General features: G+C 68.4%; 26 protein-coding genes, 1 tRNA gene and 1 riboswitch. Of the genes, 12 read left to right on the top strand and 15 right to left on the bottom strand.

The features are described from left to right. Window position 1 precedes the first annotated feature (1 nt). Both MX659_RS01335 and pknB read left to right on the top strand, forming a co-directional pair. Window positions 2–2,740, top strand: coding sequence for an FtsW/RodA/SpoVE family cell cycle protein (locus MX659_RS01335; protein WP_267191691.1), 2,739 nt, complete (start codon window positions 2–4; stop codon window positions 2,738–2,740). A 55-nt stretch (window positions 2,741–2,795) separates the two neighbouring features. Further along, window positions 2,796–4,637, top strand: coding sequence for a Stk1 family PASTA domain-containing Ser/Thr kinase (gene pknB / locus MX659_RS01330; RefSeq protein WP_267191690.1), 1,842 nt, complete (start codon window positions 2,796–2,798; stop codon window positions 4,635–4,637). Window positions 4,638–4,644: 7 nt separating this feature from the next. On the opposite strand, the gene MX659_RS01325 is transcribed toward pknB, so the two are convergent. After that, complete coding sequence (locus MX659_RS01325; protein WP_267191689.1) at window positions 4,645–5,283, bottom strand: phosphoribosyltransferase; 639 nt, start codon at window positions 5,281–5,283, stop codon at window positions 4,645–4,647. Window positions 5,284–5,382: 99 nt separating this feature from the next. On the opposite strand from MX659_RS01325, the gene MX659_RS01320 reads away from it, so the two are divergent. From MX659_RS01320 to MX659_RS01295, 6 genes are all read left to right on the top strand, one after another. Then, window positions 5,383–5,458: transfer RNA gene (locus MX659_RS01320), tRNA-Arg, on the top strand. A gap of 157 nt (window positions 5,459–5,615) precedes the next feature. Beyond that, window positions 5,616–7,784 carry a response regulator gene (locus MX659_RS01315; RefSeq protein ID WP_267191688.1) on the top strand — a complete coding sequence of 723 codons (2,169 nt, stop codon included), beginning with the start codon at window positions 5,616–5,618 and terminating at the stop codon, window positions 7,782–7,784. Then, on the top strand, window positions 7,781–8,149 hold the full coding sequence (locus MX659_RS01310) for a response regulator transcription factor (protein ID WP_267191687.1): 369 nt from the start codon (window positions 7,781–7,783) through the stop codon (window positions 8,147–8,149). Before MX659_RS01315 ends, MX659_RS01310 begins: the two co-directional genes overlap by 4 nt. Window positions 8,150–8,164: 15 nt before the next feature. Continuing rightward, entirely contained in the window at window positions 8,165–8,614 is a 450-nt protein-coding gene (locus MX659_RS01305; RefSeq protein WP_267191686.1) for a response regulator transcription factor, read from the top strand. Between the two features lie 33 nt (window positions 8,615–8,647). Continuing rightward, window positions 8,648–9,025 (top strand): response regulator, encoded by a 378-nt coding sequence (locus MX659_RS01300; RefSeq protein ID WP_267191685.1) that lies wholly within the window; start codon window positions 8,648–8,650, stop codon window positions 9,023–9,025. A gap of 103 nt (window positions 9,026–9,128) precedes the next feature. Further along, window positions 9,129–10,277: a cytochrome c3 family protein gene (locus MX659_RS01295; protein ID WP_267191684.1), complete on the top strand. Its 1,149-nt coding sequence runs from the start codon at window positions 9,129–9,131 to the stop codon at window positions 10,275–10,277. A gap of 4 nt (window positions 10,278–10,281) precedes the next feature. Here MX659_RS01295 and MX659_RS01290 read toward each other — a convergent pair whose 3' ends face one another. The 4 genes from MX659_RS01290 to MX659_RS01275 are packed head-to-tail and all read right to left on the bottom strand — an operon-like array spanning window position 10,282 to window position 13,484. Beyond that, window positions 10,282–11,043, bottom strand: coding sequence for an ABC transporter permease (locus MX659_RS01290; protein WP_267191683.1), 762 nt, complete (start codon window positions 11,041–11,043; stop codon window positions 10,282–10,284). After that, complete coding sequence (locus tag MX659_RS01285; protein WP_267191682.1) at window positions 11,040–11,831, bottom strand: ABC transporter ATP-binding protein; 792 nt, start codon at window positions 11,829–11,831, stop codon at window positions 11,040–11,042. The genes MX659_RS01290 and MX659_RS01285 overlap by 4 nt, the downstream gene beginning before the upstream one ends. A gap of 10 nt (window positions 11,832–11,841) precedes the next feature. Continuing rightward, a complete protein-coding gene (locus MX659_RS01280) occupies window positions 11,842–12,834 on the bottom strand; it encodes an ABC transporter substrate-binding protein (RefSeq protein ID WP_267191681.1) in 993 nt (330 codons plus the stop codon). A 32-nt stretch (window positions 12,835–12,866) separates the two neighbouring features. After that, window positions 12,867–13,484, bottom strand: a complete 618-nt coding sequence (locus tag MX659_RS01275; protein ID WP_267191680.1) for a GNAT family N-acetyltransferase — start codon at window positions 13,482–13,484, stop codon at window positions 12,867–12,869. 107 nt (window positions 13,485–13,591) lie between these two features. On the opposite strand from MX659_RS01275, the gene MX659_RS01270 reads away from it, so the two are divergent. The 4 genes from MX659_RS01270 to MX659_RS01255 all read left to right on the top strand — a co-directional run bounded on the left by MX659_RS01270 (window position 13,592) and on the right by MX659_RS01255 (window position 18,708). Continuing rightward, complete coding sequence (locus MX659_RS01270) at window positions 13,592–14,476, top strand: HAD-IIB family hydrolase (protein ID WP_267191679.1); 885 nt, start codon at window positions 13,592–13,594, stop codon at window positions 14,474–14,476. 85 nt (window positions 14,477–14,561) lie between these two features. Next, a riboswitch (M-box (ykoK) riboswitch) is annotated at window positions 14,562–14,757 on the top strand. 201 nt (window positions 14,758–14,958) lie between these two features. Then, the gene (locus MX659_RS01265) at window positions 14,959–16,797 is read left to right on the top strand and encodes a magnesium transporter (protein WP_267191678.1); all 1,839 of its coding nucleotides are present in this window, start codon (window positions 14,959–14,961) and stop codon (window positions 16,795–16,797) included. Between the two features lie 3 nt (window positions 16,798–16,800). Next, entirely contained in the window at window positions 16,801–18,048 is a 1,248-nt protein-coding gene (locus MX659_RS01260) for an Nramp family divalent metal transporter (protein WP_267191677.1), read from the top strand. Window positions 18,049–18,099: 51 nt separating this feature from the next. Beyond that, window positions 18,100–18,708, top strand: a complete 609-nt coding sequence (locus MX659_RS01255) for a 5-formyltetrahydrofolate cyclo-ligase (RefSeq protein ID WP_267191676.1) — start codon at window positions 18,100–18,102, stop codon at window positions 18,706–18,708. Here the strand turns inward: MX659_RS01255 and MX659_RS01250 are convergent. From MX659_RS01250 to MX659_RS01205, 10 genes are all read right to left on the bottom strand, one after another. Further along, a complete protein-coding gene (locus tag MX659_RS01250) occupies window positions 18,692–19,816 on the bottom strand; it encodes a polysaccharide deacetylase family protein (protein WP_267191675.1) in 1,125 nt (374 codons plus the stop codon). The two genes, MX659_RS01255 and MX659_RS01250, sit on opposite strands and share 17 nt — an antisense overlap. 9 nt (window positions 19,817–19,825) lie before the next feature. After that, window positions 19,826–20,329, bottom strand: a complete 504-nt coding sequence (locus MX659_RS01245; protein ID WP_267191674.1) for a YbaK/EbsC family protein — start codon at window positions 20,327–20,329, stop codon at window positions 19,826–19,828. Further along, on the bottom strand, window positions 20,326–20,988 hold the full coding sequence (locus MX659_RS01240) for a GNAT family N-acetyltransferase (RefSeq protein WP_267191673.1): 663 nt from the start codon (window positions 20,986–20,988) through the stop codon (window positions 20,326–20,328). Before MX659_RS01240 ends, MX659_RS01245 begins: the two co-directional genes overlap by 4 nt. 7 nt (window positions 20,989–20,995) lie before the next feature. Next, on the bottom strand, window positions 20,996–21,691 hold the full coding sequence (locus MX659_RS01235; protein ID WP_267191672.1) for a PRC-barrel domain-containing protein: 696 nt from the start codon (window positions 21,689–21,691) through the stop codon (window positions 20,996–20,998). A 73-nt stretch (window positions 21,692–21,764) separates the two neighbouring features. Next, window positions 21,765–22,259, bottom strand: coding sequence for a YtxH domain-containing protein (locus MX659_RS01230; protein WP_267191671.1), 495 nt, complete (start codon window positions 22,257–22,259; stop codon window positions 21,765–21,767). A 56-nt stretch (window positions 22,260–22,315) separates the two neighbouring features. Beyond that, a complete protein-coding gene (locus tag MX659_RS01225; RefSeq protein WP_267191670.1) occupies window positions 22,316–23,266 on the bottom strand; it encodes a D-alanine--D-alanine ligase family protein in 951 nt (316 codons plus the stop codon). 13 nt (window positions 23,267–23,279) lie between these two features. Continuing rightward, window positions 23,280–24,530, bottom strand: a complete 1,251-nt coding sequence (locus MX659_RS01220) for an aminotransferase-like domain-containing protein (RefSeq protein WP_267191669.1) — start codon at window positions 24,528–24,530, stop codon at window positions 23,280–23,282. Between the two features lie 305 nt (window positions 24,531–24,835). Next, entirely contained in the window at window positions 24,836–25,300 is a 465-nt protein-coding gene (locus tag MX659_RS01215; RefSeq protein WP_267191668.1) for a cyanophycin synthetase family protein, read from the bottom strand. Window positions 25,301–25,321: 21 nt separating this feature from the next. Continuing rightward, window positions 25,322–25,516 (bottom strand): hypothetical protein, encoded by a 195-nt coding sequence (locus MX659_RS01210; RefSeq protein WP_267191667.1) that lies wholly within the window; start codon window positions 25,514–25,516, stop codon window positions 25,322–25,324. Beyond that, entirely contained in the window at window positions 25,513–25,875 is a 363-nt protein-coding gene (locus MX659_RS01205) for a hypothetical protein (RefSeq protein ID WP_267191666.1), read from the bottom strand. The genes MX659_RS01210 and MX659_RS01205 overlap by 4 nt, the downstream gene beginning before the upstream one ends. Window positions 25,876–25,891: the final 16 nt, after the last annotated feature.

Genomic DNA, 25,891 nt, shown 5'->3' with positions numbered 1-25,891 from the left:
CATGCGCTCTCGGCGTGACACAGAGCTCCTGCTCCTCCTCGCGGCGGCGCCCCCGGTGCTGCTCCTCTTCGCGCTCGTCAAAGGCGCGTCCGGCGGTTCGCTCGCCGTGCGCGACCTCGCCGTTCCAGCGGGGCTCCTTGCGGCCTTCGCTGCCGCGCACCTCGCAGCCCGGCGCTGGGCGCCCGGCGCCGATCCGGTGCTGCTGCCGGTGACGTTCCTGCTGACCGGCATCGGGCTCGCGTTCGTCACGCGGCTGGCCCCCGATGCGGCCGCGGCGCAGACGCGCTGGGTCTTCGCAGGCGTGGCCGTGCTGGTGGCCACGCTCGCTACGGTCCGCTCGATCGAGCGGCTCGCCCGGTACAAGTACACCATCGCGCTTGCAGGCATCGCGCTGCTCCTGCTGCCGGCCGTCGCGGGGGTGGAGGTGAACGGCGCCAAGCTGTGGCTGCGCGTCGGCGGCGTTTCGTTCCAGCCGGTCGAGGCCGCCAAGGTGCTCATCGTGCTGTTCTTGGCCGCCTACCTCGCCGAGAAGCGCGAGGTGCTGTCCGTCTCCACCACGCGGGCCTTCGGAGTGTGGCTTCCCCCGCTCAAGCACCTCGGGCCGCTCCTGCTCACGTGGTCGCTCTCGCTCGTCGTGCTCGTGGCCGAGCGCGACTTGGGTTCGAGCCTGCTTCTGTTCGGCCTGTTCCTCGCGATGCTGTTCGTCGCGACAGGCCGGCCGGGCTACGTCCTCGTGGGGCTTGCGCTGTTCGCCGCCGGTGCCGTGGGCGCGTACCTGCTGTTCGGCCACGTCGCCGCGCGCGTCGCCATCTGGCTCGACCCGTTTACCGATGCCGCGGGGCGCGGCTACCAGCTCGTGCAGTCGCTGTTCGCGTTCGCGGCAGGCGGCATGACGGGAACGGGTCCGGGGCGCGGGCTTCCTACGCGCATCCCGTTCGTGGACACCGACTTCATCTTCGCCGCCGTAGGCGAAGAGCTCGGGCTCATCGGCGCAGCGGGCCTCGTCATCGCGTACCTCGTGTTCGCGACGCGCGGCCTGGCGACCGCAGCGCGAGCGCGCTCGGACGTCGCGGCCTTCGTGGCCACCGGCGCCACCGTCGTCGTTGCGCTGCAGGCGTTCGTGATCATCGGCGGCGTCACCCGGCTCGTCCCGCTCACGGGCATCACGCTGCCGTTCGTGAGCCGAGGCGGGTCGAGCGTCGTCGCGAACTTCGTGCTGCTCGGGCTGCTGATGCGCGCGGGCGACGAAGGCACCGGCCGGGAGCACGCGATCGCCACCACCGGCGCGACGGGCGCGCTCGGGCGCATCGCGGTCGCACGTCGGCTCGCCACCGTCGCGCGCGTGCTCGCATTCGCGTTCGTGGCAGTCGTCGTGAACCTCACCTACCTGCAGGTGATCGCGGCGCCTGCGCTCGCGAACCATCCCGCGAACACCCGCCGCATCGCCGACGAGATCCGGCAGGAGCGGGGCGCCATCGTGACGCACGACGGCGTGGTGCTCGCGCAGTCCGTGCCCGCAGGACGCGCGTACGCGCGGCGCTATCCGGCCGGAGCGCTCGCTCCGCACGTCGTCGGGTACAGCAGCCCGACCTACGGGAGGGCCGGCATCGAGGCGGCGATGAACGACGTGCTCGCCGGCAAGCGGATCTTCGCAAGCCTGCGCGACCTCATCGACGCGATGGCCGGGACGCCGGTGGCCGGCAACGACGTCCGGCTCACCCTCGACAGCCGCGTCCAGCAGGCCGCGCTCCTTGCGCTCGAGGGCAGGCGCGGAGCCTGCGTCGTGCTCGATCCGCGCGATGGGCGCGTGCTCGCGCTCGCGTCCAGCCCTGGCTTCGACCCCGCGACCGTCGAGAAGGACTGGAAGCGGCTGTCGTCGGATCCGGCGGCTCCGCTGCTCGATCGCGCCACGCAGAGCCTCTACCCCCCGGGCTCGACCTTCAAGGTCGTCACGCTCACCGGCGCGATCGGCGCCGGCGTCGTGACGCCGTCGACCACGTTGCCTGCGCCGGCGCGCATCGAGATCGGCGGCGCGCCCGTGACGAACTACGGCGGTGACTCGTACGGCACCGTCACCGTGGAGCGCGCGACTGCAGCAAGCATCAACACCGTGTTCGCGCAAATCGCAGACAAGCTGGGAGCGGAGCGACTCGTCCGGACCGCCGAGGGCTTCGGCTTCGACGACAAGCCGCCATTGGAGCTCGCCGTCACCGCGTCTGTCATGCCTGACCCTGACGAGATGACGCGGTGGGAGACGGCGTGGGCCGGCGTCGGCCAGCCCGTGGGCGAGCACGACAGCCCGCCCGGCCCGCAGGCGACCGCGCTTCAGATGGCGCTCGTGGCCGCAGGCATCGCGAACGACGGCGTGGTGATGCGGCCGTACCTCGTCGAGTCGATCGCCGACCCGGCAGGCCGCGCTCTTTCCGTGGCACACCCGAAGCCGTGGAAGACGGCGTGCGACGCGAAAACGGCGAGCACGGTGCGCGACATGATGGTGGCCGTCGTGCGCTCCGGCTCCGGACGGCGCGCGGCCGTCCCGGGCGTCACGGTCGCCGGCAAGACGGGCACTGCCGAGGCCGGCAAGGGCGTCCCGACGCACGCGTGGTTCATCGCGTTCGCGCCCGCGGAGGACCCGCGCGTGGCGATGGCGATCGTGCTGGAGAACGCCGGTGTCGGCGGCCAGGTGGCGGCGCCGGCCGCCAAGCCGGTGCTGGAGACGGCGCTCAAGCAGGTGCGATAGAATGACGGCTGAGGGAACGCCCGCGTCGACGCGGGCCTGAGAGGCAGGAACAGCAGTGGACGACAGGGTCTTCGGACGCAGGTACCGCGTCATCGAGCGCATCGGCTCTGGGGGGATGGCCGAGGTGTTCAAGGCGGTCGACGAGGTGCTCGGCCGCACCGTCGCGGTGAAGGTGCTCCACCCGCAGTACGCGCAGGAGCCGAACTTCGTCGCACGGTTCCGCCAGGAAGCGCAAGCGGCCGCCAACCTGTCCCACCCCAGCATCGTCAACATCTACGACTGGGGGCGCGACGACGACACCTACTACATCGTCATGGAGTACGTGCGCGGCACCGACCTCAAGACCCTGGTCGAGCAGGAAGGCCCGCTCGATCCGCGCACGGCTGCGCAGTACGGCGCCCAGGTGTGCGCCGCGCTGTCGGTGGCCCACGGCTACGGCATCATCCACCGCGACATCAAGCCCCACAACATCGTCATCACGCCTGACGGCACCGTGAAGGTCATGGACTTCGGCATCGCGCGGGCAGGCAACACGACGATGACGCAGACCGGCTCGGTGCTCGGAACGGCGCAGTACGTGAGCCCCGAACAGGCCCAAGGCCGAACGCTCACGCCCGCGACCGACCTGTACTCCCTCGGCGTGACGCTGTACGAGGCGGTCACCGGCCGCCTCCCGTTCGACGGGGACACGCCGGTGGCGATCGCTCTCAAGCACGTCAACGAGGAACCCGTGCCGCCGCGCCGAGTCCGGCCGGCAGTGCCCCCAGCGCTCGAGGCCGTGATCATGAAGGCCATGCGGAAGAACCCCGCCGAGCGCTACGAGTCGGCCGCGGCGATGCGCGACGACCTGCTGCGCGTCGCGCGCGGCGAGGAGCCGGCGGCTGCGGGGACCGGTGCGCCCGCGATCGCCGAGACCTCGGTGCTGCCGAGCGTCGGCGCTGGGGGCGAGCAACCGCTTCCCGGCGGCCGGCCGCAGATCCGCCCCGTGCCCGATCGCCGCACGAATCCGTGGGCGTGGGCGGCGGTGGCCGCGCTCGTGCTCGTGCTCGGCCTCGGCGGCGCATGGGCGCTCGGCGCGTTCGGCGGAGGCACCGTCGCTGTGCCGAGCGTCGTCGGGATGAGCGAGGAGGAGGCGTCCGCGACCGTCGCGGCCGCCGGGCTTTCCATCGGCACCGTCACCACCGAGAACAGCGACGAGTACGAGCTCGGGCTGATCATGCGCCAGGATCCGCCGGCGGGCACGCGCGTGAAGAAGGGCACCGCGATCAACATCGTCGTGAGCGCCGGTGTCGCGATGGTGGAGGTCCCGAACGTGGTCGGGATGACCGAGGCGGACGCCATCGCGGCCATCGAGGGCGCGCAGCTCGAAGTGGCGCTGCCGATCGGCCGGGAGTACAGCAAGGAGGTGCCCGAAGGAGTCGTGATCTCGTCCGAGCCGACCGGCGGCGCGCAGGTGCCGAAGGGCTCGAAGGTCGCGATCGTGGTCTCGAAGGGCACGCAGCTCGTGAAGGTCCCCGACGTCACCGGCAAGACGAAAGCCGACGCGCAGCGCATCCTCGAGCAGGCCGGGTTCAAAGTGAAGGCCGTCGAGGCGTTCAGCGACGCGGTGGCCAAAGGGATGGTGATTTCGCAAGACCCGAGCCCAGGCGTGTCCCTCGACGCCGGCGGCACCGTGACGATCACGGTCTCGAAGGGGCCGGAGCAGGTGACCGTGCCCGACGTGACCGACATGACCGAGGAGGACGCGATCTCGACCCTCGAAGGGCTGGGGCTCATCGTGGACGCCGAGTACGTCGTGAGCCCGGACGTCGGCATCGTGCTCAACCAAGACCCGCTGCCCGGCACGAAGGTCAACAAAGGCTCGACCGTTCGGCTCACGGTCGGACACGCTCCGTAGGAGAGGCTCAGCCGTTCTCCTCTGCGCGCGAGGCCTCCCGAAGGAGCGTGATGACCTCCCTGTCGCTCGTCTGGGAGAAATCGTCGTAAAACGCACCGACGGCGAAGAAGTCCGCCGGTTCGGCCAGCGTCACCACCTCGTCCGCGCGCACGCGCAAGAGCCGCGCGGTGTCCGGCGGCGAGACCGGGACCGCTACCACGATGCGCGCCACGCCGTGCCGCTTGAGGTACTCCACCGCCGAGATCATGGTGAGCCCCGTCGCGAGGCCGTCATCGACCACCACGACGCTTGCGCCGCGCACGTCGAGCGCCGGGCGGCCGGCCCGGTACGCCGCCAGGCGCCGCGCGATCTCGGCTTTCTCGGCCTCGGCCGCCCGCTCCAGGTACCCGCGATCGGCCACCGCGTACGCGCCGAGCGTCACCACTCCGTCCGCGTCCACGGCGCCGATGGCGTACTCTGGGTTGCCAGGAGCGCCGATCTTGCGCGTGACGATCACGTCGAGCGGAAGCCCGAGGGACCGCGCCACCTCGGCGGCCACGACGACGCCGCCGCGCGGCAGGCCGAGCACGATCCAGCCGTCTTCGGCGATGCGGTCGCGCAGCGCGTGAGCGAGCAGCTTCCCAGCGTGATGCCGGTCGCGGAACATGGCTTCCCTCCACAGGCCGATGATGCCCGCTTTCGAGCCGGGCTAAGCGGGAGGCTCGAGGCAGCGGACGGGCGACGGACACGCTATACTGTCCGCCGTGCCCTCGTAGCTCAGGGGATAGAGCACAGGTTTCCTAAACCTGGTGTCGCAGGTTCGAATCCTGCCGGGGGCACCAGACGCCCGTGCAAGCCGGCGGTTCCCGCCGGCTTCTCGCATCTTCTGCAGCACCTCGCACCTGGTCGCTCGCGGCGCTCGCACGCCGCTTCGTGCAGGGAACGCTGCGGCTGCGCCGAATACTGAACTCTGGACGAGATTGCTCCGAAGGGGTTCTTATGGCGCACAGCACAGACGATCGCCGCACCCACCTGCACGTCCGTGCGCTCATGGCGAACACCAGCGATGCGCTCGTCGCCATCGGGCCCGACGGCGAGATCCGCATCTTCAATGAGACCGCGGAGAAGCTTCTGGGCCGCACGCGCAGCGAGATGGTCGGCAAACACTACAGCGCGCTCGGGCTTCCTGGCGTCGAGCGCGCCGTCGGGACGCTCCTCACGCCCCGCTCGAAGCGGCAGCCGCACGTGGTGCGGATCGTGCGGGACGGCCAGCTGCTGCACGCGACCGTCGCCCCCTACCTCTGCGGCGAGCGGCGCGCTGCCGTCATCACCATCCGCGACGAGACCCCGCTCGAGCAAGCGCGCAAGAAGGCCGAGGCCATCCTCGCGAGCACGGGCGACGGGCTGATCGTCTTCGACCCGGACGACGTCGTCACCTACGTGAACCCCACGGCGTGCTCGTTCCTCGGACTGAAGCCGAGACAGGTGCTCGGGAAACGCACGGATCTCGCCGACCTGCTCGGGATGCTCGCCGAGGACGGCTACGACCCCGCGGTCGACGGCTCGCAGATCCGGGAGGTCCGGCTCGAGAAGCCGCAGCACCGAATCCTCGACGTCCGCACCGACCCTGTGCTCGACGAAAGCGGCATCTACCTCGGCTACGTCGCGACGTTGCATGACGTCACCGCCGAGCGTGAAGTCAGCCAGATGAAGAACGAGTTCGTATCGACCGTCTCGCACGAGCTCCGCACGCCGCTCACCTCGATCAAAGGCTACGTCGACCTCATCCTCGACGGCGAGGCCGGCGAGATCAACGAGATCCAGCGCGAATTCCTCTCCATCGTCAAAGAGAACGCCGACCGGCTCGTCGACCTCATCAACGACATGCTGGACATCTCGCGGATCGAGAGTGGGCGGATACACCTCAAGATCCAGCCGATCGACGTCCTCGACCTCGCGCTGGACGTCGCCGGCACCTTCGCGGCCGTCGCGGACCGCTCGGGCCACAAGATCGTCGTCAAGGTCCCTGAGGGCCTTCCGCGCGTCGCCGGCGACCGCGACCGCGTGGGCCAGGTGCTCACGAACTTCGTGAGCAACGCCATCAAGTATTCGCCCCAAGGCGGCACGATCACCATCCGCGCGAAGCAAGACGGCGACATGGTGCAGGTGAGCATCACCGACCAGGGCATCGGCATCGAGAAGGAAGACCAGAAGAGGCTCTTCACCAAGTTCTATCGGGTCGACTCGTCGCTGACTCGTGAGATCGGCGGAACCGGGCTCGGGCTTTCCATCTGCAAGAGCATCATCGAGCTGCTCGGCGGCCAGGTAGGCGTCCGCAGCAGGCCTGGCAAAGGCTCCACGTTCTACTTCACCCTGCCGGTGGCGCCCAAAGACCTGGTCAGGACTCCGGGGCTCGAGGCGTCCGCCCTCGGCGGCAAGGTCCTCGTGGTCGACCGCGACCCGGAGATCGCCAACCTCGTGGAGACATACCTGTCCAAGCAAGGCTACGAGGTCGTGAAAGCGCACACGGCGAAGGAGGCCCTCGAGAAGGCCCAGCAAGAAGCGCCGCGCGTCATCACGCTCGACGTCATGCTCGATGACGCCGACGGGTTCGATCTGCTGCAGGCGCTCAAGGACGACCCGCGCACTGCCGAGATACCCGTGCTCGTCTTGTCGATCGTGTGCGACGAGGGCCGGTCGTGCCGCCTCGGCGCCGCGGAGTATCTCGAGAAACCGATCGACAAACAGCGGCTCGTCGGCATCGTGAACGCGCTCGTCGGATCCGTCGCCGCCCCGGTCGTGCTCGTCGTCGACGACGACCGCAGCATCGTGAACGTGCTGCGGGACACGCTCAAGACGCGCGGGTACTCCATCGTCGCGGCGTACGACGGAGCGGAGGCGATGGCGGCGATACGCAAGCGGAAGCCGGATCTCGTGCTGCTCGACCTGCAGATGCCGGTGATGGACGGGTACGAGGTGATCGAGGCCGTCAAGACCGACCCAGAGCTCAAGGACATCCCCATCGTCATCATGACCGCCTACCAGATCGACCGCTCCCGCATCGACATCCTCGGCATGGCGGAGCAGAAGGTCGACAAGCCGTTCTCCGCCGAGGAGATCGTGCGACGGATCGAGGCGCTGCTTGCCGCTGAGGAGGCCGCGCGATGAGCCGCATCCTCGTCGCAGACGACGAGCCGCACATCCTCAAGTTGGTGAGCTTCACGCTCAGCAACCACGGGCACGAGGTGCTCACGGTCGCGGACGGAAAGAGCGCGGTCGAAGCGGCCGAACGCGAACGGCCGGACCTGATCCTGCTCGACGTGATGATGCCGGAGATGAACGGGTACGAGGCAGCGCAAGCGATCAAGAGCAACCCCGCCACGAAAGACATACCGGTCGTGATGCTCTCGGCGAAGTCGCAGCAGTACGAGGTCCGCCAGGGCCTCGACTGCGGCGCGGAGGAGTACGTGTGCAAGCCGTTCACGCCACGCGCGCTCCTCGAGAAAGTGGATGAGATCCTCCACCGGACGTGAGGGAAGGGGCTGGCCATGAAGGGCAAGATCCTCGTCGTCGACGACGAGCCGAACATCCAGAAGCTGCTCACCGTGGCGTTGACGAACCGCGGGCACGAGGTCGTGGTCGCCTCGAACGGCGTCGAAGCGCTCGCGATGGTGGAGACCGAGAAACCGGACCTCGTCGTGCTCGACGTCATGATGCCGAAGATGGACGGCCACCAGGTGCGTGACGAGATACGGCGCCGTGGCAACCAGGTCCCGATCCTCTTCCTCTCCGCAGCAGGCACCTTCGAGGAGCAGGTCGAGCAGATGAAGGACGACAACGTCGACTACATCCCCAAGCCGTTCAAGCCTGCGGAGGTGGCCGACCACATCGAGGCGATGCTCGACCCGGTCCGTCGTGCCGAATTCGAGCGCGAGCGTGCGAAGCGGGAAGCGAAGCTCCACACGATCGTCAACATCATGCACCGCGACCGGGAGTGACCCGGCGCTGCACGTCACGAGAGAGGGGCGCCCGTGACACCGAAACGAATACTGGTTGCCGACGACAACCTGCAGATCCGCATGCTCGTGAAGGCCGCCCTGCGGCCGCTGGACTGCGAGATCTCCGAAGCCGTGGACGGAGAGGAGGCGCTGGAGCGCGCCTTCGCCGAACCCCCAGACCTCGTGCTGCTCGACGTCACGATGCCCAAGCTCGACGGCTTCGAGGTGCTTTCGTTCTTGCGCAAGCATCCACAGACGGCGGGCCTCAAAGTCGTGATGCTGACGACTGCGGCCCAGAAGGCCGACCTCCAGCGAGCGATCGAGCTCGGGTGCGAAGAGTACGTCGTGAAACCGTTCGAGCCGCGCGCTCTCCGGGAGACCGTCGGCCGCGTCATGGAAGCGGGGCGGTAGGCAGGCTGTCGCGCCGATGCGGCGCTCGGGGGTTGCGCGTGTGACGTGCATCAACTAGAGTTGGGCGGTGCGTTTCTCGCGGATCTCGAGACGAGGGGGCTCGATGAGGGGTCGCGCTCTTCGAGAACTGCCCGCTGTGCGTATCGTGGTCGCTCTTGCCTGCGCCGTCGCATGCGGTCTTTGGGCCTCAACGGCGTTCGCGTTCGATGAGACCACTTCCACGTACACGCCGGGTGTGGGCTGCTCAGACTGCCATAACCCCAACGGCACCACGGGCACGGGCACTCGTGTCGGCCCCCACTCGGGGTACAGCGCCACCACCAGCGCCTGCGAGTGTTGCCACACCGTTCACGACGCGCCGACCGCCAACAAGCTCCTTCCCGGCGAGACCATCAAGTCGACGTGCTTCACCTGCCACGACGGCACCACCACCCAAGGTCAGGGCGTGTACGGAGCCATCGAGGCACGGGGCGCGGTGGTGGGCGCTCAGCACCGTATCGAGACCACGAGCGTCGTTCCCGGCGGCAGCGCTTCAGATGGCGGCAGCGCCTCTATGGCGTTCTCGGGTCCCGGTCAGACCCTCACCTGCTCGGACTGCCACTCGCCGCACGGCTCCGAGATCGTCACCGCGTTCCCGGGCGAGCGCCAGCGCTCGTACTGGTTCCAGCGCGACTACCACGGCCTGCTCACCGTGCAGGTGCAGAGCCGCTTGCTCAAGCAGCGGCCAGGCGGCGTCGCGACGGCAGTCGCCGAGTACGGATCGGACTGGTGTCTCGCGTGTCACGCGGGGCGCGCCTCCGGGCTCTCGACGGTCCATAACCATCCCGTGGAATCGCTCCTCACAACGTCCAGCCCCGCAAACTACCGTCTGGCAGCCATCGTCGGACCAGGGCCGTATCCCACCGCTGTGACGACGATCGGCCCGATGGGCATCAACACCAAAGTCAGCGGGTACAACCGGGGCTACCTGTGGCCGTTCCCGAGAACGGGCGCGCAGCAGGGCCGCTACCCGATCTGCCAGCAGTGCCACGAGGACACCCGTTACGTCGGCGAGCTTACGGCCGACGGTACGCAGGCGACCCCTTCGACGGCGACCGTGACTGCGCCCGACGGTCGCACGGCGTCCGACAACCCGCGCTTCCAGAACTTCCCCCACGAAACGCTCGGGTACAGGATGCTCGTCGAGGCGACCACGACCGCGTACTCCGACGACCTCTGCATGAACTGCCATCCGGCAGCGCAGCTGCCGTAGCAGCTCAGCGCTCGACGCCGGCTCGCGTCCAGCGGCAGATCCGGGATTCGAGCGCCTCGAGAAGCTCGTAGATCGTCACGCCCATGAGCGCCATCACAACGATGCCCGCGAACATCTCCGGATACGCGATGCGCGTCCACGCGTCCATGATGTACCAGCCAAGCCCGTCTGTGCCCGCGACGGTCTCGGAGAAGAAGAGCACGGCGATGGCGGTGCCCGTGCTGATCCGCAGGGCCGTGAAGATGTCCGGCAGGGCTGCCGGCACCACGACGTGCCGGAACACCTGCCACCGCGTCGCCCCGAGCGACCGCACCGATAGGATCGCCGAGGGCTGGACCCCTCGCGCAGCGTCCCGGGCCGTCACGAGGATCTGGAAGAAGACGATAAGCGCGATGAGCGCGACTTTCGGCGCGTCTCCGATGCCGAAGAGCACGAGCAGTATCGGCAGGAACACCACCTTCGGGACCGGATAGCCCAGGAACACGAGCGGGCCTGCGACCGCATCCAGCCGCTTCGATCGCCCCATCGCCAGTCCCGCTGGCGCTCCCAGCGCAAGCCCGATGGCGGTTGCGAACACGACGCGCCACACGCTGATCCCCAGGTTTGGGAGGATGTCTGGCGTGAAGCGCTCCGCAAGCACGCGTGCGGTCTCGGCGGGCGACGGCAAGGCACGCGTGCCGAGCGCGGCGGCGACGGCCTGCCACACGACGAGCGCGAAGGCCGTCGCGGCAGCATATCCGGCGATGCGGGAGGCGGGCCGCTTCACGCTTCTGCCCTCCCCGCCTCGACGTTTGCCGCCTCGAACGCTCCTTCCGACTCCAGCATCCGCCTCAGCGTGACGCATCGGTGCAGGAACGTCTCGGTCGCGCGATACCCGGCCTGCCCCATCTCGGGGTTGTCGAGGACGGAGGCGACGCGTCCCGGCCTGGGCGTCATCACCACGATCCTCCTGCCCAGGAACACCGCCTCTTCGATGGAGTGCGTGACAAGCACCTGGGTGTGTCCGCGTTGCAGCCAGAGCTCGAGCAGGAGCTGCTGCAGGTCCTCGCGCGTGAGCGCGTCGAGCGCAGACAGAGGCTCGTCCATCAACAGCACGTCGGCCTCCAGGGCAAGCGCGCGGGCGAGCGCGACGCGCTGGCGCATGCCGCCGGAGAGCTCGGCAGGGTATGCGTGTCCGAAGCCGGACAGGCCGAGCCGCTCCAAGACGCCTGCCACGGTGGCCCTTCGCGTCATCGCGTCGACACCGCGGACCTCAAGCCCGAGGCCGGCGTTGTGCTCGACGGTCTTCCAGGGCAGCAGACCGAAGTCCTGCAGCATGAGCGCGGTGCGCTTGCGCGGACCGGAAAGCGCCTCGCCGTTGACGCGCACGCTCCCGGACGTCGGCATGACGAGCCCGGCGAGCGCCAGTAGGAGCGTCGACTTGCCGCATCCCGACGGCCCGATCACTGCGATCGGCTCGCCCTCGCTCACGCGCAGGTCGAGGCGGTCGAGCGCGACCACGGGCGCGGCGCCCGGGTAGCGCACCGTGAGCCCGTCGACCTCGATCCGCGCCATGGGGCAGCGCCTACCGAGGGATCTGCTGCACGAGGTCGCCGTACCCGAGGTCGCTTTTCAGCAGGCCCTTCGCTCGCATCCATTCGATAACCGGCGTCACCATCTGCTCGGTCGGCTGCTGCGCCTTCGGGTATTCGTTGACGGCGTAGGTTTCCTTGATGGGCTCAGGGAGCCGCGCCTTCTCGACGAGGAGCGCGCGCCAGGCATTCGGGTCCGAGTTCACGACGTCCACAGCCTCGTCCCAGGCATCCAGCAGCCGCCCGACGGTCACCATCCCGCCCGGCATGGCAAGGTACTTGTCGGAGACACCGAGCACGGTCTGCGTCAGGTTCTCACCTTCGGTATCGTCCGCGATGAGCACCGCTCCTTGCTTCTCGGCAAGCGAGAGCAGCGGCTCCGGAAGCGCTGCTGCTTCGAGCTTCCCGCTCATCAGGAGTTCGAGCCTCACCGGCACCTTGGGGACGATCTCCTTCTTCACCTTTTCGGCAGGAACGCCTGCGCTGGCCATGAGCTTGTCGACGACGTACTCCTGGATCGATGCGCTCGACATGCCGATCGGCGCCCCGGCGAGGTCGGCAAGCGTGGTCGCCTTCGACCCCGGCTTCGCGACGATGCCGAACCGTCCCTGCTTAGGCGTGGCTCCCAGCATCACCGTTGCGAGCGACACGGGGGATCCGCCCGCTTCGAGCATGGCCGACGCGATGATATCGCCCATGTACGCGTCGATCGACCCGGAGGCGAACGCCGCGTCACGCTCCTGGGCGGCCTGGAACGTGACGATCTGCACGTCGATGCCGGCCTTCTTGAAGAGCCCCCGCTGCTCCGCCACCCAAAGCGGCAGCGCATCTTCTGTGGGCAGCACGCCGATCCGGATGGGCGCGGGAGCCACCTCGTTGCTTCCGCCGTTTGCGGTCTGCTGCTTCTGCACGCATCCTGCGAGCCCCACGAGGACGCTCGCCGCCATGGCCGCTGCAAGCGCTCCTGCGATCCATCGTCTGTCCACGGATCCTCCTTCAAGAGGTCGTATCGGCACGGTCACTGGCACACGGGCCTGCGAAGGCGAATCTCATCGCGTACAGGGATCCGAGCGAAGCCCGGGACGACCTCGCCGTGATGATCCACCATCTCTCCCGCAACGAGCTCGTAGAGCACGAACCCTCGCCGCTGGTAGAAGTACAGCGCCGGGATGTCGTCGTTGGTGGTGGCGACCTTCACGAACGGGAGCCTGCGAGCGCGAGCCTCGTTCACCGCCGCCTCTATCAGCGCGGCGCCGACTCCAGAGCCCTGGTAGCGCGGGTACACCGTGAGCAGCACGATGGCAAGCTCGCCACGGTCGATAGCAAGCGAGATAAGCCCCGCGAAGCCGTCATCTGCGATCGCGACCACGTTGTCGCACTCCAGCACGTCGAACGTACGGCCGAACGCGTCGACCTCCGTCTCGCCCCATGCCTGGTCGCAGATCGCCTCGATGTCGTGGCGGTCCGAAGGCAGCGCAGACCGGACCTCGAACGCGACCTCGGCTCCCACCGCCCGGTGCGTCGCGCAGGTGACGGACATGTGCGCGTCGCCGAGCGGCAGGTCCTCGCCGCAGATCGCACAGCGATACTGCGGATACGGCAGCTCGACAGGGCCGTCCTCGTCTGCGGGGGCCATCGGTCCTCCTTCACGTCCTCATGCTGTCAGCCCCCATTATAGACACCGCTACCACCGCGAGACGTGTTCGGGTAGTGTAAGGCGCGGTCGTCGGAAGAAGGGGCGACATGACGCCGAAGACGCTGTGCGAACAGCACGAACGGACGCTTGCCAACGCCAAGATCCTGTTCACCGATGTGGACGGGACGCTCGTCGCTCCTGGAGGAGTGCTGCTGGCCGACGCCTCGGGTCGCCCTTCCGTGCGGACCGCTGCAGCAGTCGTCGAGCTAAACCGCGCAGGCCTCCCTGTCGTCATCACCACCGGACGCAACCGCATGCAGTGCACCGAGATCGCCCGCCTGCTCGGGTGGCAGGTCTTCATCGCCGAACTCGGCTGCGTCGTCCAGTTCGACCGGTACGGAGAGCCGTCATACCTTACAGGCGAGTGGCCCGACGACGCGCTGCGTGAAGACGAGACTCCCTGGGAGGCGATCGTACGCGTCGGCGCGCTCGATGCGCTCGCAGAGGCGTTCCCTGGGCGTATCGAGAACCACGATCCCTGGCACGTCGATCGCATCGCGACGCACGTGCTGCGCGGGAACGTCGATCTCGCCGCTGCGCAGGCCGTCCTCGACGCCCTCCCTCTGCCCATCGACATCATCGACAACGGCATCATCCGACCGCCTCGCCACACCCTGGTCGCCGTGGAGGAGGTGCACGCCTACCACCTCGTCCCCCGCGGGACGAGCAAGACGCACGCGATCTCCTTCGTGCTCGAGCGCCTAGGCCTCGAGCGCGAGCAGGCAATCTCGGTCGGCGATTCGGCGACAGACGTGGAGATGGCGGACGCGACCGCGTTGCTCGTGCTGGTCGCCAACGCGCTCGCTGACGAGGCCGCACTCACGGCCGCTCGCAGCCGCCCGAACGTCGCGGTCACGGAACACGAGCGCGGCGAAGGGTGGGCGGAGCTTGCCGAGGCGTGGCTCGCTGCCCGTTCGCGACGCACAGGCTGACGTTTTCCCAGCGCATGCGTTGCGCTCAGCGCGTGATGCGGTCTACAATCGGCGTGCCTCATGCGAGGCATTGACAGCATGAAAGGATCCGTTCCGTTCGGTGCGGCTCCTGTCCGAACACAGGCCACTGCCCGGAAATGTCGAGAGACGCCAATGGGTAGAACAGCCCTCTCCGGCTTAAGGGGACGGCTAACGTGGCTGGGGTGCGGGGCTTGATGCCCCGAGCGCTCGAGCGCTCCCTACGTCGGACAGTGCTCAAACCACAGACGAGGGAATGGACGGCGCAGCGCATCCGCTGCTGATTGCGCGCCCAGGCCCTCGTCGCTCGCGTCGACGGAGGGCCTTTCTGCTGTCAGGACCTGTAGCCGGACGAAGAGGACCTCTGTGAGACCGTTCAGTCAGTAGGTCCCCGCTCCCGCCTGCCGGGGGCGCGGGACCCGCGAGCAGGCCTCCAGGCGCGAGCCCGGGGGAAGGGAGCGACCGTGTTCTACTTGACCCGCATGCTGGGCAAGCCGGTGGTCGACGCTGCCGGCGAGACCATCGGACGCATCAGCGACATCGCCGTGGCCACAGGCGAGGTGTTCCCTCGCGTGACGGCCCTCGCGTTCCTCGGGCCGGGCAAGACGCCGTTCATGCTGTCGTGGCGCAAGTACGTGGATTCCATCGACGACGAGAAGGTCGTGCTCAACGCCACCAAAGACGCGCTCCGCTTCAGCTACCTGCAGCCCGACGAGATCCTTCTTGCGCGCGACCTGCTCAACAAGCAGATCGTCGACACGCAGGGCATGAAGGTCGTGCGCGTGAACGACCTCAAGCTCTCCGAGTCCCGCAACCAGCTCCGCCTGCTCGGCGCCGAGGTCGGCATCCGCGGCATCCTTCGCGGGCTCCATCCTGCCCTCGAGTCCTTCGCCGAGCGCATCGCAAAGGTGTTCGGCAAGGATCTTCCCGAGAACATCATCGCGTGGAACTACATGGATCTGCTTGAACGCGACCTGTCGCAGGTGAAGCTGTCTGTGACGCACAAGCGCCTGCACGAGCTGCACCCGGCCGACATCGCCGACGTGCTCGAACAGCTCTCCCCCGCGCAGCGCGCGAAAGTCTTCGAGCACCTCGACAACTCCCAGGCGGCCGAGACGATCTCCGAACTGGAAGACGCCTTCCAGGCGGAAGTCATCGGCGACCTCGGCACGCAACGCGCGTCCGACATCCTGGAGATCATGGACCCGGACGATGCCGCCGACATCATCGGCGACCTCCCGTACGACAAGGCCGAGGCGCTGCTGCGCCTCATGGGCGTGAACGAGGCCCGCGCGATCCGCTCGCTGCTCGGCTACCGCGAGAAGACCGCAGGCGGCATCATGACGCCAGAAGTCACGCGCGTCACCGAGAACATGACCGTCGGCGAGGTCATCGAGCACATCCGCAACGAGGCGTCGGAGAACGAGAGCCTGTACTACATCTACGTGGTCGACGCGGACGGAAGGCTGGAAGGCGTCGTGTCGCTCCGCGACCTCGTCCTGTCGGATCCCAGCACCAAGATCGCCGACATCGTCTCACGCGACGTCATCACCGCGCAGGTCGACGACGACCAGGAGACGGTCGCTGAGACGATGTCCAAGTACGACCTGCTCGCACTGCCTGTCGTCGATGAGACCGGGAAGCTGCTCGGCATCGTCACGGTGGACGACGCGCTCGAGGTCTTGGAAGAGGAGTCCGCAGAAGACCTCGAGCTCGCGACGGGCGCTTCACGTGAGCACGGCCCGCTCGCGACCGCGTGGTGGCTCATCGTGCGGCGGAACGCCTGGGTGGCTTTGTGGGCCGTCGCCCTGCTCGCTGCGGCGTCGTTCCGCAGTGACGCCGAGCTCTGCTCGCGGTTGCCTGCTGCGTGCAACCTCATGCTCGCCGCTGCAATCCTCTTGCCGATCGTCCTTCGCGCGGCTGACGAGGTCTCATCGCGCACGATCACCGAGCTCATCGACACCACCCCGGGCGGACAGCGGCCGTCGTTCGCCCGAAGGCTCTTCCGCGAAAGCGGCATCGGCGCTGCTGTCGCCGTGACCGCTGCAGCGGTGGCGTTCCTGTGGGTGGAGATCGGGGGCTCGGGAACCGACGCGTCGGCCGCGCTCTTCGCGCTCGTCACTGCTCTCGCCGTTCTTTTCACCGTCTTCTTCGGAAGCGCGCTCGGAGAGGCGGCCCTCAAGGCGAGCGATGCGGGCAAGACCCCTCCGGGCTCGCTTCTCGCCTTCGCCGCCATGGTCGCCGGAAGCACCGCGTACCTAGGGCTCGCCTACGCCCTCGGCGCCTGGATCGAGCTGGGGTAGCGCGTGCCGGGCACGGACGTCAAGAAGAAGGCAGGGATCCTCGCTGTTCTGGGCGTGATCGGTCCGGGCATCATCGCCGCTTCGGCCGGCAACGACTCCGGCGGCATCTCGACGTATTCGGTGGCCGGCGCACGGTATGGCTACACCATGCTCTGGATGATGCTCGCGATGACGCCGTCATTCGCCCTCGTCCAGGAGATGGCCGGGCGCATGGGCGCGGTCACGGGCAAGGGCTTCGCGGCGCTCATCCGCGAGCGCTTCGGCCTGCGGCCGACGTTCCTCGCGATGCTGTTGCTCCTCACGAGCAACGCCGCGACCACGGTGGCGGAGTTCGCCGGCATCGCGGCCGCGATGGAGCTGTTCGGCGTCTCGCGTCTGGTGTCGGTGCCGATCGCGGCGCTCGCGGTATGGATGCTCGTCACCCGCGGCTCGTACCGCAACGTCGAAAAGGCGCTGTTAGCGCTCTCGTCGGTGTTCATCTCCTACGTCCTGGCGGCGTTCCTCGCGCGTCCGGACTGGGGCGAGGTGGCACGCAGCTTCGTCACGCCTCACATCGTCCCGACCCAGGCGTTCATCGCGCTCGCCATCGGGCTCACCGGCACCACCATCGCGCCGTGGATGCAGTTCCTCGTCCAGAGCAACATCGTCGACAAGGGCACCACCATCAAGGAGTGGGGGTATGCTCGCTGGGACGTGATCGTCGGCGCGCTTTCAGCGAACCTCGTCGCGTGCTTCATCATCATCACCACCGGCACGGTGCTCCACCCTGCCGGCATCACCATCCAAGACGCGGGCGAGGCGGCCCGCGCGCTTGCGCCGCTGGCAGGACCCTACGCCGAGCTGCTCTTCTCGGTGGGCCTGCTTTCAGCGTCGGTCCTGTCGGCCGCGGTCCTGCCGCTCACGGCCTCGTACGCGATCTGCGAAGCGTTCGGCTGGGAGGCCGGGCTTGATCGCAGCTGGAGCGACGCTCCTGCGTTCAACGGCCTGTACACGTTCGTCATTTTCGCGGCCGCCGCCGTCATCCTCGTTCCGCGCCTCGACCTCATCGCGATCATGCTGGTGTCTCAGGTCGTCAACGGCGTGATGCTGCCGTTCCTGCTCATCTTCATGATGGTGATCATCAACGACCGCCGAGTCATGGGCCGCTACGTGAATAGCCGCCTCAACAACGTCTTCGGCTGGACGACCATCGTCGTCGTCATCACGCTGACGGTAGCGCTGCTCGCAATGACCACGCTCGGCATCGGCTAGGCTTCATGTCGCACCTTCGGTGTATCATGCGCTGCCGAGGGGGTGTTTTCCGTGGGCGATGAAGACTTGGCGCGAGCGAAGTCCGTGCTGCGGCTCAGGGGACGCGCAGCACGCCGCGCCATCACGCCCGAACAGCGGGCAGCGGCAGCAGAGAGAGTCGCGGCGATGGTGCTCGCGCTGCCTGAGATAACGAACGCCCGCACGGTGGCCGCGTACGGGGCGATGCCCGAAGAGCTCGACGTCCAGCCGCTCATCGAAGCGCTCTGGGGCATCGGCGTGTGCGTCGCCCTTCCGCGCGTCGTGTCTCCCACCGACGTCTCGCTGCACCGATACCGCCGTGGCGACGAGCTCTGCCGGGGGCCGTACGGCCTGAAGGAACCATGCCCCGACGCGCCTGCCGTCGCCGTGGAGGACGTCGACGCGTTCGTGGTCCCCGGCGTGGCGTTCGACCTCGCGTGCAACCGGCTCGGGATGGGCGCCGGCTACTACGACCGGCTGCTCGCGAAGGCGCGCCCCGACGCGCGCATCGTCGGCGTGGCCTACGACGAGCAGATCTTCATCTCGATCCCCTGCACGCCGAACGACCGCCCGGTCGACGTCCTCGTGACGCCGCGCGGCGTGTTCAGGCATCCGGGCCGAGGACTCACCACTTCGTCTTGATGGCCCCCACCTGCGAAAGCGGAACGAACTCGTACCCCTTCGCACGGAGTCGCCGTACGATGCCGGGCAGCGCGGTGATGGTCTGACGGCGGTCGCCGCCTCCATCATGAAGGAGGATCACGGCGCCCGGGCTGACCGCGTTCACGACCTCCGCCTCTATCTGAGCGGCGGTCTTGCCTTTTTGCCAGTCCTGCGGATCGACGGTCCACAACACCACGCGCAGGTTCTGCTTCACGGCTTCCCGATACACGGCGGCGTCAACGGCACCTCCGGGTGGACGCAGCCACCGCGGCGCCGTCCCGGTCGCCGCGGCGATCGCCCGGCTGGTGCCGGCGATCTCGCTCGCGAGATGTTCCGGATCCTGTGTCATGAGGTCCGCGTGGTGGTAGGTGTGGTTCCCGACCGCGTGCCCGGCGCGCAGCGTCCTGCGGACGATCTCAGGATGCGCTTTGACCTGCTTGCCAATCACGAAGAACGTAGCAGGGACGCCCTCGGCATCGAGGATCTTCAAGACAGCGTCGGTCTGGCGCGGCCAGGGGCCGTCGTCGAAGGTGAGCGCGACTTTCTTCTTGCGCTCGTCGATGACGCGTCGGAGCACCATGGGTTCGGCGGGGCGAACCGTCTCGCTCTCGACGGCGTCCCCGGAAACGGTCCCGACGACGATACGGCGCACGCCCGCGGCTCCAGGCGCGGCAAGGGTGAGCAGCGCGCCTTTGCCCACGATGCGCGTCGGGATCGCAATCGCCTCGAAGCGCTCCGCCGTGGCCTCGATGGCGTCCGGACCGCGCACGACACGGACCTCATCTCGCGGCTGCACGACCTCGTCGCCGGTCGTCGGCCGCTCGTTCAGGAGCACCCGCGCACCGCCGCCGCCGCCTCGCACGAGCACGCGCCCGTCCACGGCCGCACGCAGGTCGCCGCGCGCCGCCTCGACGCGCGGGCCGGCGAGCTCGGCTACGGTCGCGCCTGGGTGGACGCGCACCAGCACGCCGTTTACGCGAACGGGCACTGACGCGAAGGCGCCGTGCGCAGCGAGAACGACCACGGTCGCGGCAATCGCGGCGGCGACGCGCGACGTCGCGTGCAGGAAAGGGCTACGGGGTCTCACGGGGGCACACTATGACGCTATCGCGCAGACGCGTCCACCCGTGAGTGCGATCAGTCGCTCAAGCGTCATCTTCACCATCGAATCGGGCGTGCCGCCAGCGGGGTAGACCGTCTCGAAGCGCGTGAGCGACTCGTCGACGAGCACGGGCAGGCCGCTCGGCAGGTCGAACGGGCAGACCCCTCCGATCGCGTACCCGGTGGCCGCCCGAACCGTGTCGGCATCCGCCAGCGCCGCCTGCGCCGCGCCCATCTCCCGCGCGATCGCCTCCGCATCGCCGCGGCGGTCTCCCGCGACGAGCGCGAGCACCGGACGCTCGCCGTCTGCGACGAACACGAGCGACTTGACGATCTGCCCGAGCTCGCAGCCCATCGCGTCCGCGGCCATCTGCGCGGTCTTGGTCGACTGCTCGAATACGACGAGGCCGTCCGCCAGACCGTGCGACTCCAGGAATGCGCGCACACGTTCGGCCGACCTCGTCTTGCGCGTACCGCTCGTTGCACCACGCTCTCTCACAGAACGACCCTCTCCTCTCCTCGGCATACCGAGCGCAGCGTCGGAACCGGACGGCGCTCAGGCATCTTCAGCGGGATGCGCAGCGCCTCGAGCGCTGCTTCTAGGTTATCTGCCCACGCGGCAAGCGACCTCAGCTCGAGCTGCATCAGCGGCACTTCGGGATGCGGCCGCACGGCCGTGAAGCCCATCCGAAGCAGGAACTCCACGCCCACGAGCGGGGATATCGCGTAGTCCACCCTGCCAGCGGCGCCGTACGCTTGCACGATGCGCTCGCCGCGCTGGTACAGGTCGCGGAGCGCGGCGTGCATCAGCACCTTCCCGAGGCCGCGCTGCCGCGCCTCTGGAACGATGTGCATGCAGCAGACGAGCGCTGCAGATGGGTCCGGCGGACCGGACGGCATGTTCTGCGCCTGCGGCACAGCACTCGCAGGAGCGTACTTCACGAAGCCGAGCGGTGCACCGTCGTCGACGACGATCCGTCCGCAGCTCCCCCAGCTCTCCTCGATGCCGCGCATCCACGCGCTCACGCGCTCGGCGTCGCACACAGCGCCGCACTCGAGCGGCAACCGCTCCGGGCTTTCCCAGAACGCGCACCCAGCACAGTGCCCCGGGAGCAGCGCGCTTGCGCTCGAATCGAGCGGGCGGAACCTCCGTGCCATCGCCTGCCTATCCGTCCTCACGCGTCGCGTCCGAGACGGCCTTCTTCACCGCGTCTATCATCCGCCGGCCTGTTCCGCTCTTGAACGAACGGCCGACGGAGATGGCCGCGGACATGCCAGCATCATACGCTCGCTTCGCGGCCTTGGAGCCCGCGTCCTTTGCAACGGCCGCGCCGGCAGCGGCGACTTTCGCGACGCCGCCAGAGGCGCGCAGGTCCGTGTACTCGCAAGCGAGCCGCACTGCACCGTCCCGGAACCCGCTGATCGCGCTCGCGGGGGCCGAAAGCTTGCCGATCGAGACGTCGGCCAGCACCCCGGAGCTGATCTCCAGCGTCTCGACAGCGCCCGTGGTCCAGTCGAAGACGGCGTCCGCCACGCTGCCGACCGCCTCGCCCGAAGCCGTCGCCACCGGCATGCCCCGCCACTGCACCGTCTCGTCCCAGACCAAACCAATCTGCCGCTCGCTCTTCTCGATGCTCGGCAGCTTCTTGCCCTCGAAGACGATAGCGCCCCGCTCGACACGGCACTGCGCGATCGGCACGAACCTCTCGGCGCGCGGTACGAGCCCCCCTGCACGCGGCGGCCGCACCGACAGCCCGACCACCTGGGCCGCCTGCGGGTGGAACAGCACCTCGCCCACCGTCCCCAGCTCACGGCCTTCGGTGGACAGCACGGTCCGCTCCGCGATCTCGCTCAGCCGCACGTCGCGCACCTCCTCGTAGCAGGGCCGGCCGCAAGCGCGACCGGCCCCGGAAGATCTCGAAGACCTCGAAACGTCAGCTCAGCGCAGGCGCGTCCGCTCCCGGAGCCTCGGACTGCTCCGGCGCCTCCGTTGCCTTCTCCACGACGAGGTCGAGCAGCTCCTCGGCCTTCGACTCGGCCGTCGCCACGCTGGACTTCACGGCCTCTCCGACCTTGTGGACGGTCTCCTTCGCCGTCGGGGCGACCTCGACGACCTTCTCCTTGGCTTCCTTGGACACCGTCTCGACCTGCTCGCGCAACCTCGACCGCGCCGCTTCGAGACGCTCCCTCAGCTCTTCGGTCGTCTCTGTGGCCTTCTCCTTGCTCGAGGTGTACACCTCTGTGGCCTTCTCCTTGCCGGCCTCGTAGAGCTCCAGGCCCTCACCCCAGTACTCCTTGGCCTTCGCCGCGATGAACTCCCTGTTCTCCTTGCCGGACTTCGGAGCGAAGAGCAACCCGAGCGCCGCTCCGACGATGCCGCCGAGCAGGAAGGCGCCGAGGACGCTTTCTCCTCTGCGATAGTCGTACATGGTGGCCACCTCCGAGACTAGGACTCACGGGCAGAACCGTACAAGGACTATACCCATCACTCTACCGCATCGAGCGCCATCCGAACGAGCCGTTCGACCAAGTCCTGGAATCCAAGCCCCGCTGCCTGCGCCGCCATCGGCAGAAGCGACGTTTCCGTCATGCCTGGCGAGGTGTTGCACTCCAGCACGAAGGGGGCGCCGTCCTCGTCGACGACCATGTCCACGCGGCTCACGTGACGGCAGCCGAGGAGCTCGTGGACGCGCCGTGCGAGCGACCGGACGCTCGCAAGCGTCTCTTCAGGAAGACGCGCCGGCACGTAGTAGTCGGTCTCGCCAGGCGTGTACATCGCCGAGAAGTCGAACACCCCGCTGCGCGGCACCATCTCAACCGGCGGCAGGACCTCTGGCCCGCCGTCGCCGTCTATGACGGAAACGGCGATCTCGGTCCCGTCGATCCAGCGCTCCACGAGCACCGTGTCGCCGTACGAGAGCGCGTCCAGCAGCGCCGAAGGCAGTCCGTCCTCGCTCGTGACCTTGGTGAGGCCCAGAGCCGAGCCCTGGCTCGCCGGCTTCACCACGAGCGGGAACCCGCCCACGGCGTCGGACACGAGGTCGAGCGCCGTCGCGGCTCCCATGTGCTTGAACGACGCTGCGGTGAACGCGACCCATGGTGGCGTCGGTATCCCGTCTCGCCCGAAGAGCCGTTTAGACAGCGCCTTGTCCCACGCAAGCGCAGAAGCGACGACGCCTGGGCCGGTGTAGCGGATGCCGAGGAACTCGAGCAGCTCCTGGATCGTGCCGTCCTCGCCATCCTTGCCGTGCAGCGCCACGTACACCGCGTCCGGCTTCTCGCTCCTGAGCGTGGCGACGAGGTCCGGCGTCACGTCCAGCGGCACGACCCGATACCCGGCCTCGGCGAGGGCCTCGGTCACGCGCCGACCGCTCCTGAGCGACACCTCGCGCTCGAGCGAACGCCCGCCCATGAGCACCGCGATCTTCTCTTTCACCGCATCCGTCCTCTCACACCTGGCAACCGGCTTCTTGGAAGGCCCGATACAGCTCCAGGCGGTCCTCGAAGACCTCCGCGAGACGGCGCACGCCCTCGCGGATGTCCTCGGGCTCGGCGTAGCAGAAGGCGAGCCGCATGCAGTTCCTGCCCCGGCCGTCCGGATAGAACGCGTCACCGGGGACATAGGCGACGCCGCGCTCAACCGCCTCAGCAAGGAGCGGTTTCGTGTCGATGAACGATGGCAGCTCGACCCAGACGAAGAATCCGCCCTGCGGGCGCGTGTACGCGACTTCCGGCGGCAGGTGCTCAGCGAGCGCCGACAGCATGGTGTCGCGTCGCTGGGCGTACGCCTCCGTAAGCGACGCGAGCACCCGGCGCCACCGCGAACCTGCGAAGTATCGCTCGGCGACTGCCTGCGAGAACTCGCTGCCGCACAGGTCGGCCGCCTGCTTGGCGAGCAGAAGCTTCTGGAGGATCGGCCTGGGCGCGCACACCCAGCCCAAGCGCAGCCCGGGCGCGAAGATCTTCGAGAGCGTTCCGAGGTAGATGACATCTTCGTCCAGCGCCTTGAGGGGCTTGCAGTGGCCGCCCTCGAACCGCAGTCGCCCGTACGGGTCGTCCTCCACCACCGGGACCTCGTAGCGCCTGGAAAGCTCCACAAGGCGTCGCCGCCGCTCCGGCGAGAGCGTGACACCCGCGGGGTTCTGGAAGTTGGGAATCGTGTAGATGAACTTCGCGCCGCGCGGCCCCAGCCGCTCGAGCTCCTCTTCCAGCGCATCGACGCGCATGCCCGCGGCGTCCATCGGCACACACACGATGCGCGGTTGGTACGCCGAGAAGGCCTGCAGTGCACCGAGGTAGGTCGGCCCTTCGGTGATGACGACGTCGCCAGGATCCAAGAAGACCTTCGCGACCAAGTCGAGCGCCTGCTGGGCGCCCGCCGTGACGATCACGTCGTCGGGCTTCGAGCGGATGCCGGATTCCGCCATGAGCTCCACGAAGATGCGCCTGAGCCCCGGCCTGCCCTCAGAGGAGCCGTATTGCAGTGCGGTGGCGGCGTGGTCGCGCACCGCCTCCCGTGCGGCGCGCGCGACCGCGTCGCCCGGGACCTTCGAGACGTCGGGCATCCCTCCCGCGAAGGAGATCACGTCAGGGCGAGTTGCCGCGCCGAACAGGTCGCGCACGGCTGAGGACCGGACCGAGGCCATGCGTTCGGCGTAGGTCCCGTCCCACCTGTCGAACACCACTCGTGCGGTTCCCATCGTGCGCTCCCTGACCCTGGCGCATCCGCCCTGAAACGACAACGACGACCCTCGGACAGGGCGAGGGTCGTCGCGGTACCACCTGTCTTCGTCCGGCGCTCGCGTTCCGCCGGACCTCGGCATCCGGGGATATCGGCCCGGACCGCCCGCTTCCGACTGCTCCCGGGAGCCGTCCTGGCGGGGGACATGCGGAGGGGTGGCTGGGCTGATGGCGCCCTCTTCCCTCACATCCACGCATATTCGGGCGTGTGCGCCCCTATCGTGCGCGTAACCTTACCGCGCGCACGCACGGCGGTCAACCACGCTCACGACGCCTGCCGTGCGCGAAGCGAGCGGAGCCGAGCGGTCTCGGCGACCACGTCGGGCGCATCGCCTGCGCCCAAGAGGTGCTGCATCACTTGGTTCGCAAGCTTGATCGAGCCCAGGCACACCAGGTCGTCGTCGTACTCCACCGAGACCCGGAAGACTCCTTTGCCGTCCCGCTTGAAGTCCCACCGCGTCTTCCCCTTGAGCGTCCGCGGCGAGCCGGACAGCGCCATGATCTCCATGATGACGTGCTCGAACAGGTGCGGCACTTCCGTGTCCGCGATCTCTTCCGCGAACGGACGGCCGCTCGGGTTGTCGCACCAGTGCATCTCGAGCGACGGCAGCACCCGAAGCGCGCGATCGGCCAGCCCAGGCACGCTCGAGGTGCGCATCGTGCCTGTCTCGTCGACGCCGACGACGACGTCGACGCGATCAGGACACACGGTGACTGCGTGGACTTTCATCGCTCCCCCTTCAAGACCCGCTCACGCGCAACGGCGCCGTGTTCCCAGGTAGTACGCCGCGCCCAGTGCGACGACGACGACCACGAGCGCCCCCACCGCGATTCGCGTCGTCTCCTGTGCGGCGATCCTTCGCGCTTCGGCCTTCGCCATATCCTCGATCCTTCGCGCCTTCTTGCGCAGGTCCTCAACGGTGATCGTACGCTCGACCTCGCTCATCGCTGCATCGTCCTCGCTTTCACGACAAGGAATGCGCTCGCACCCAGAAGATAGACGCCGCCCACAAGCGCGAGCGCGCCAGGGTAGGTGATGCGTTCGCCGAGCGCGATGAACGCGGCGATTCCGAGGAGGATCAGGCCGAAGGCCGCCAGCAGCGCAGCGGCGAGCGCAGACGCCAGAGTCAGGCCGAGACGCTGCAGCGGCACCACGACCTTCTCGCGCACTGTCGCCTCCGCCTCCTGGCGGAGCCAGTCGACGACGACTTGCAACAGGTCGGCGACGGCGTCGATGATCGACGCGTGCGCCTCCTCGCCGGCGCGAGGTTCGGCCGGGGTGTCGTCTCGTGCAGTGTCGGACATGCGCGCCTCCGTTCGG

Origin of the sequence: Parvivirga hydrogeniphila (genome assembly GCF_023371205.1) — a bacterium.
In the GTDB taxonomy this organism is placed as follows: Bacteria; Actinomycetota; Coriobacteriia; order Anaerosomatales; family Anaerosomataceae; genus Parvivirga; species Parvivirga hydrogeniphila.
This window is presented reverse-complemented; position numbering and strand designations above follow the sequence as displayed.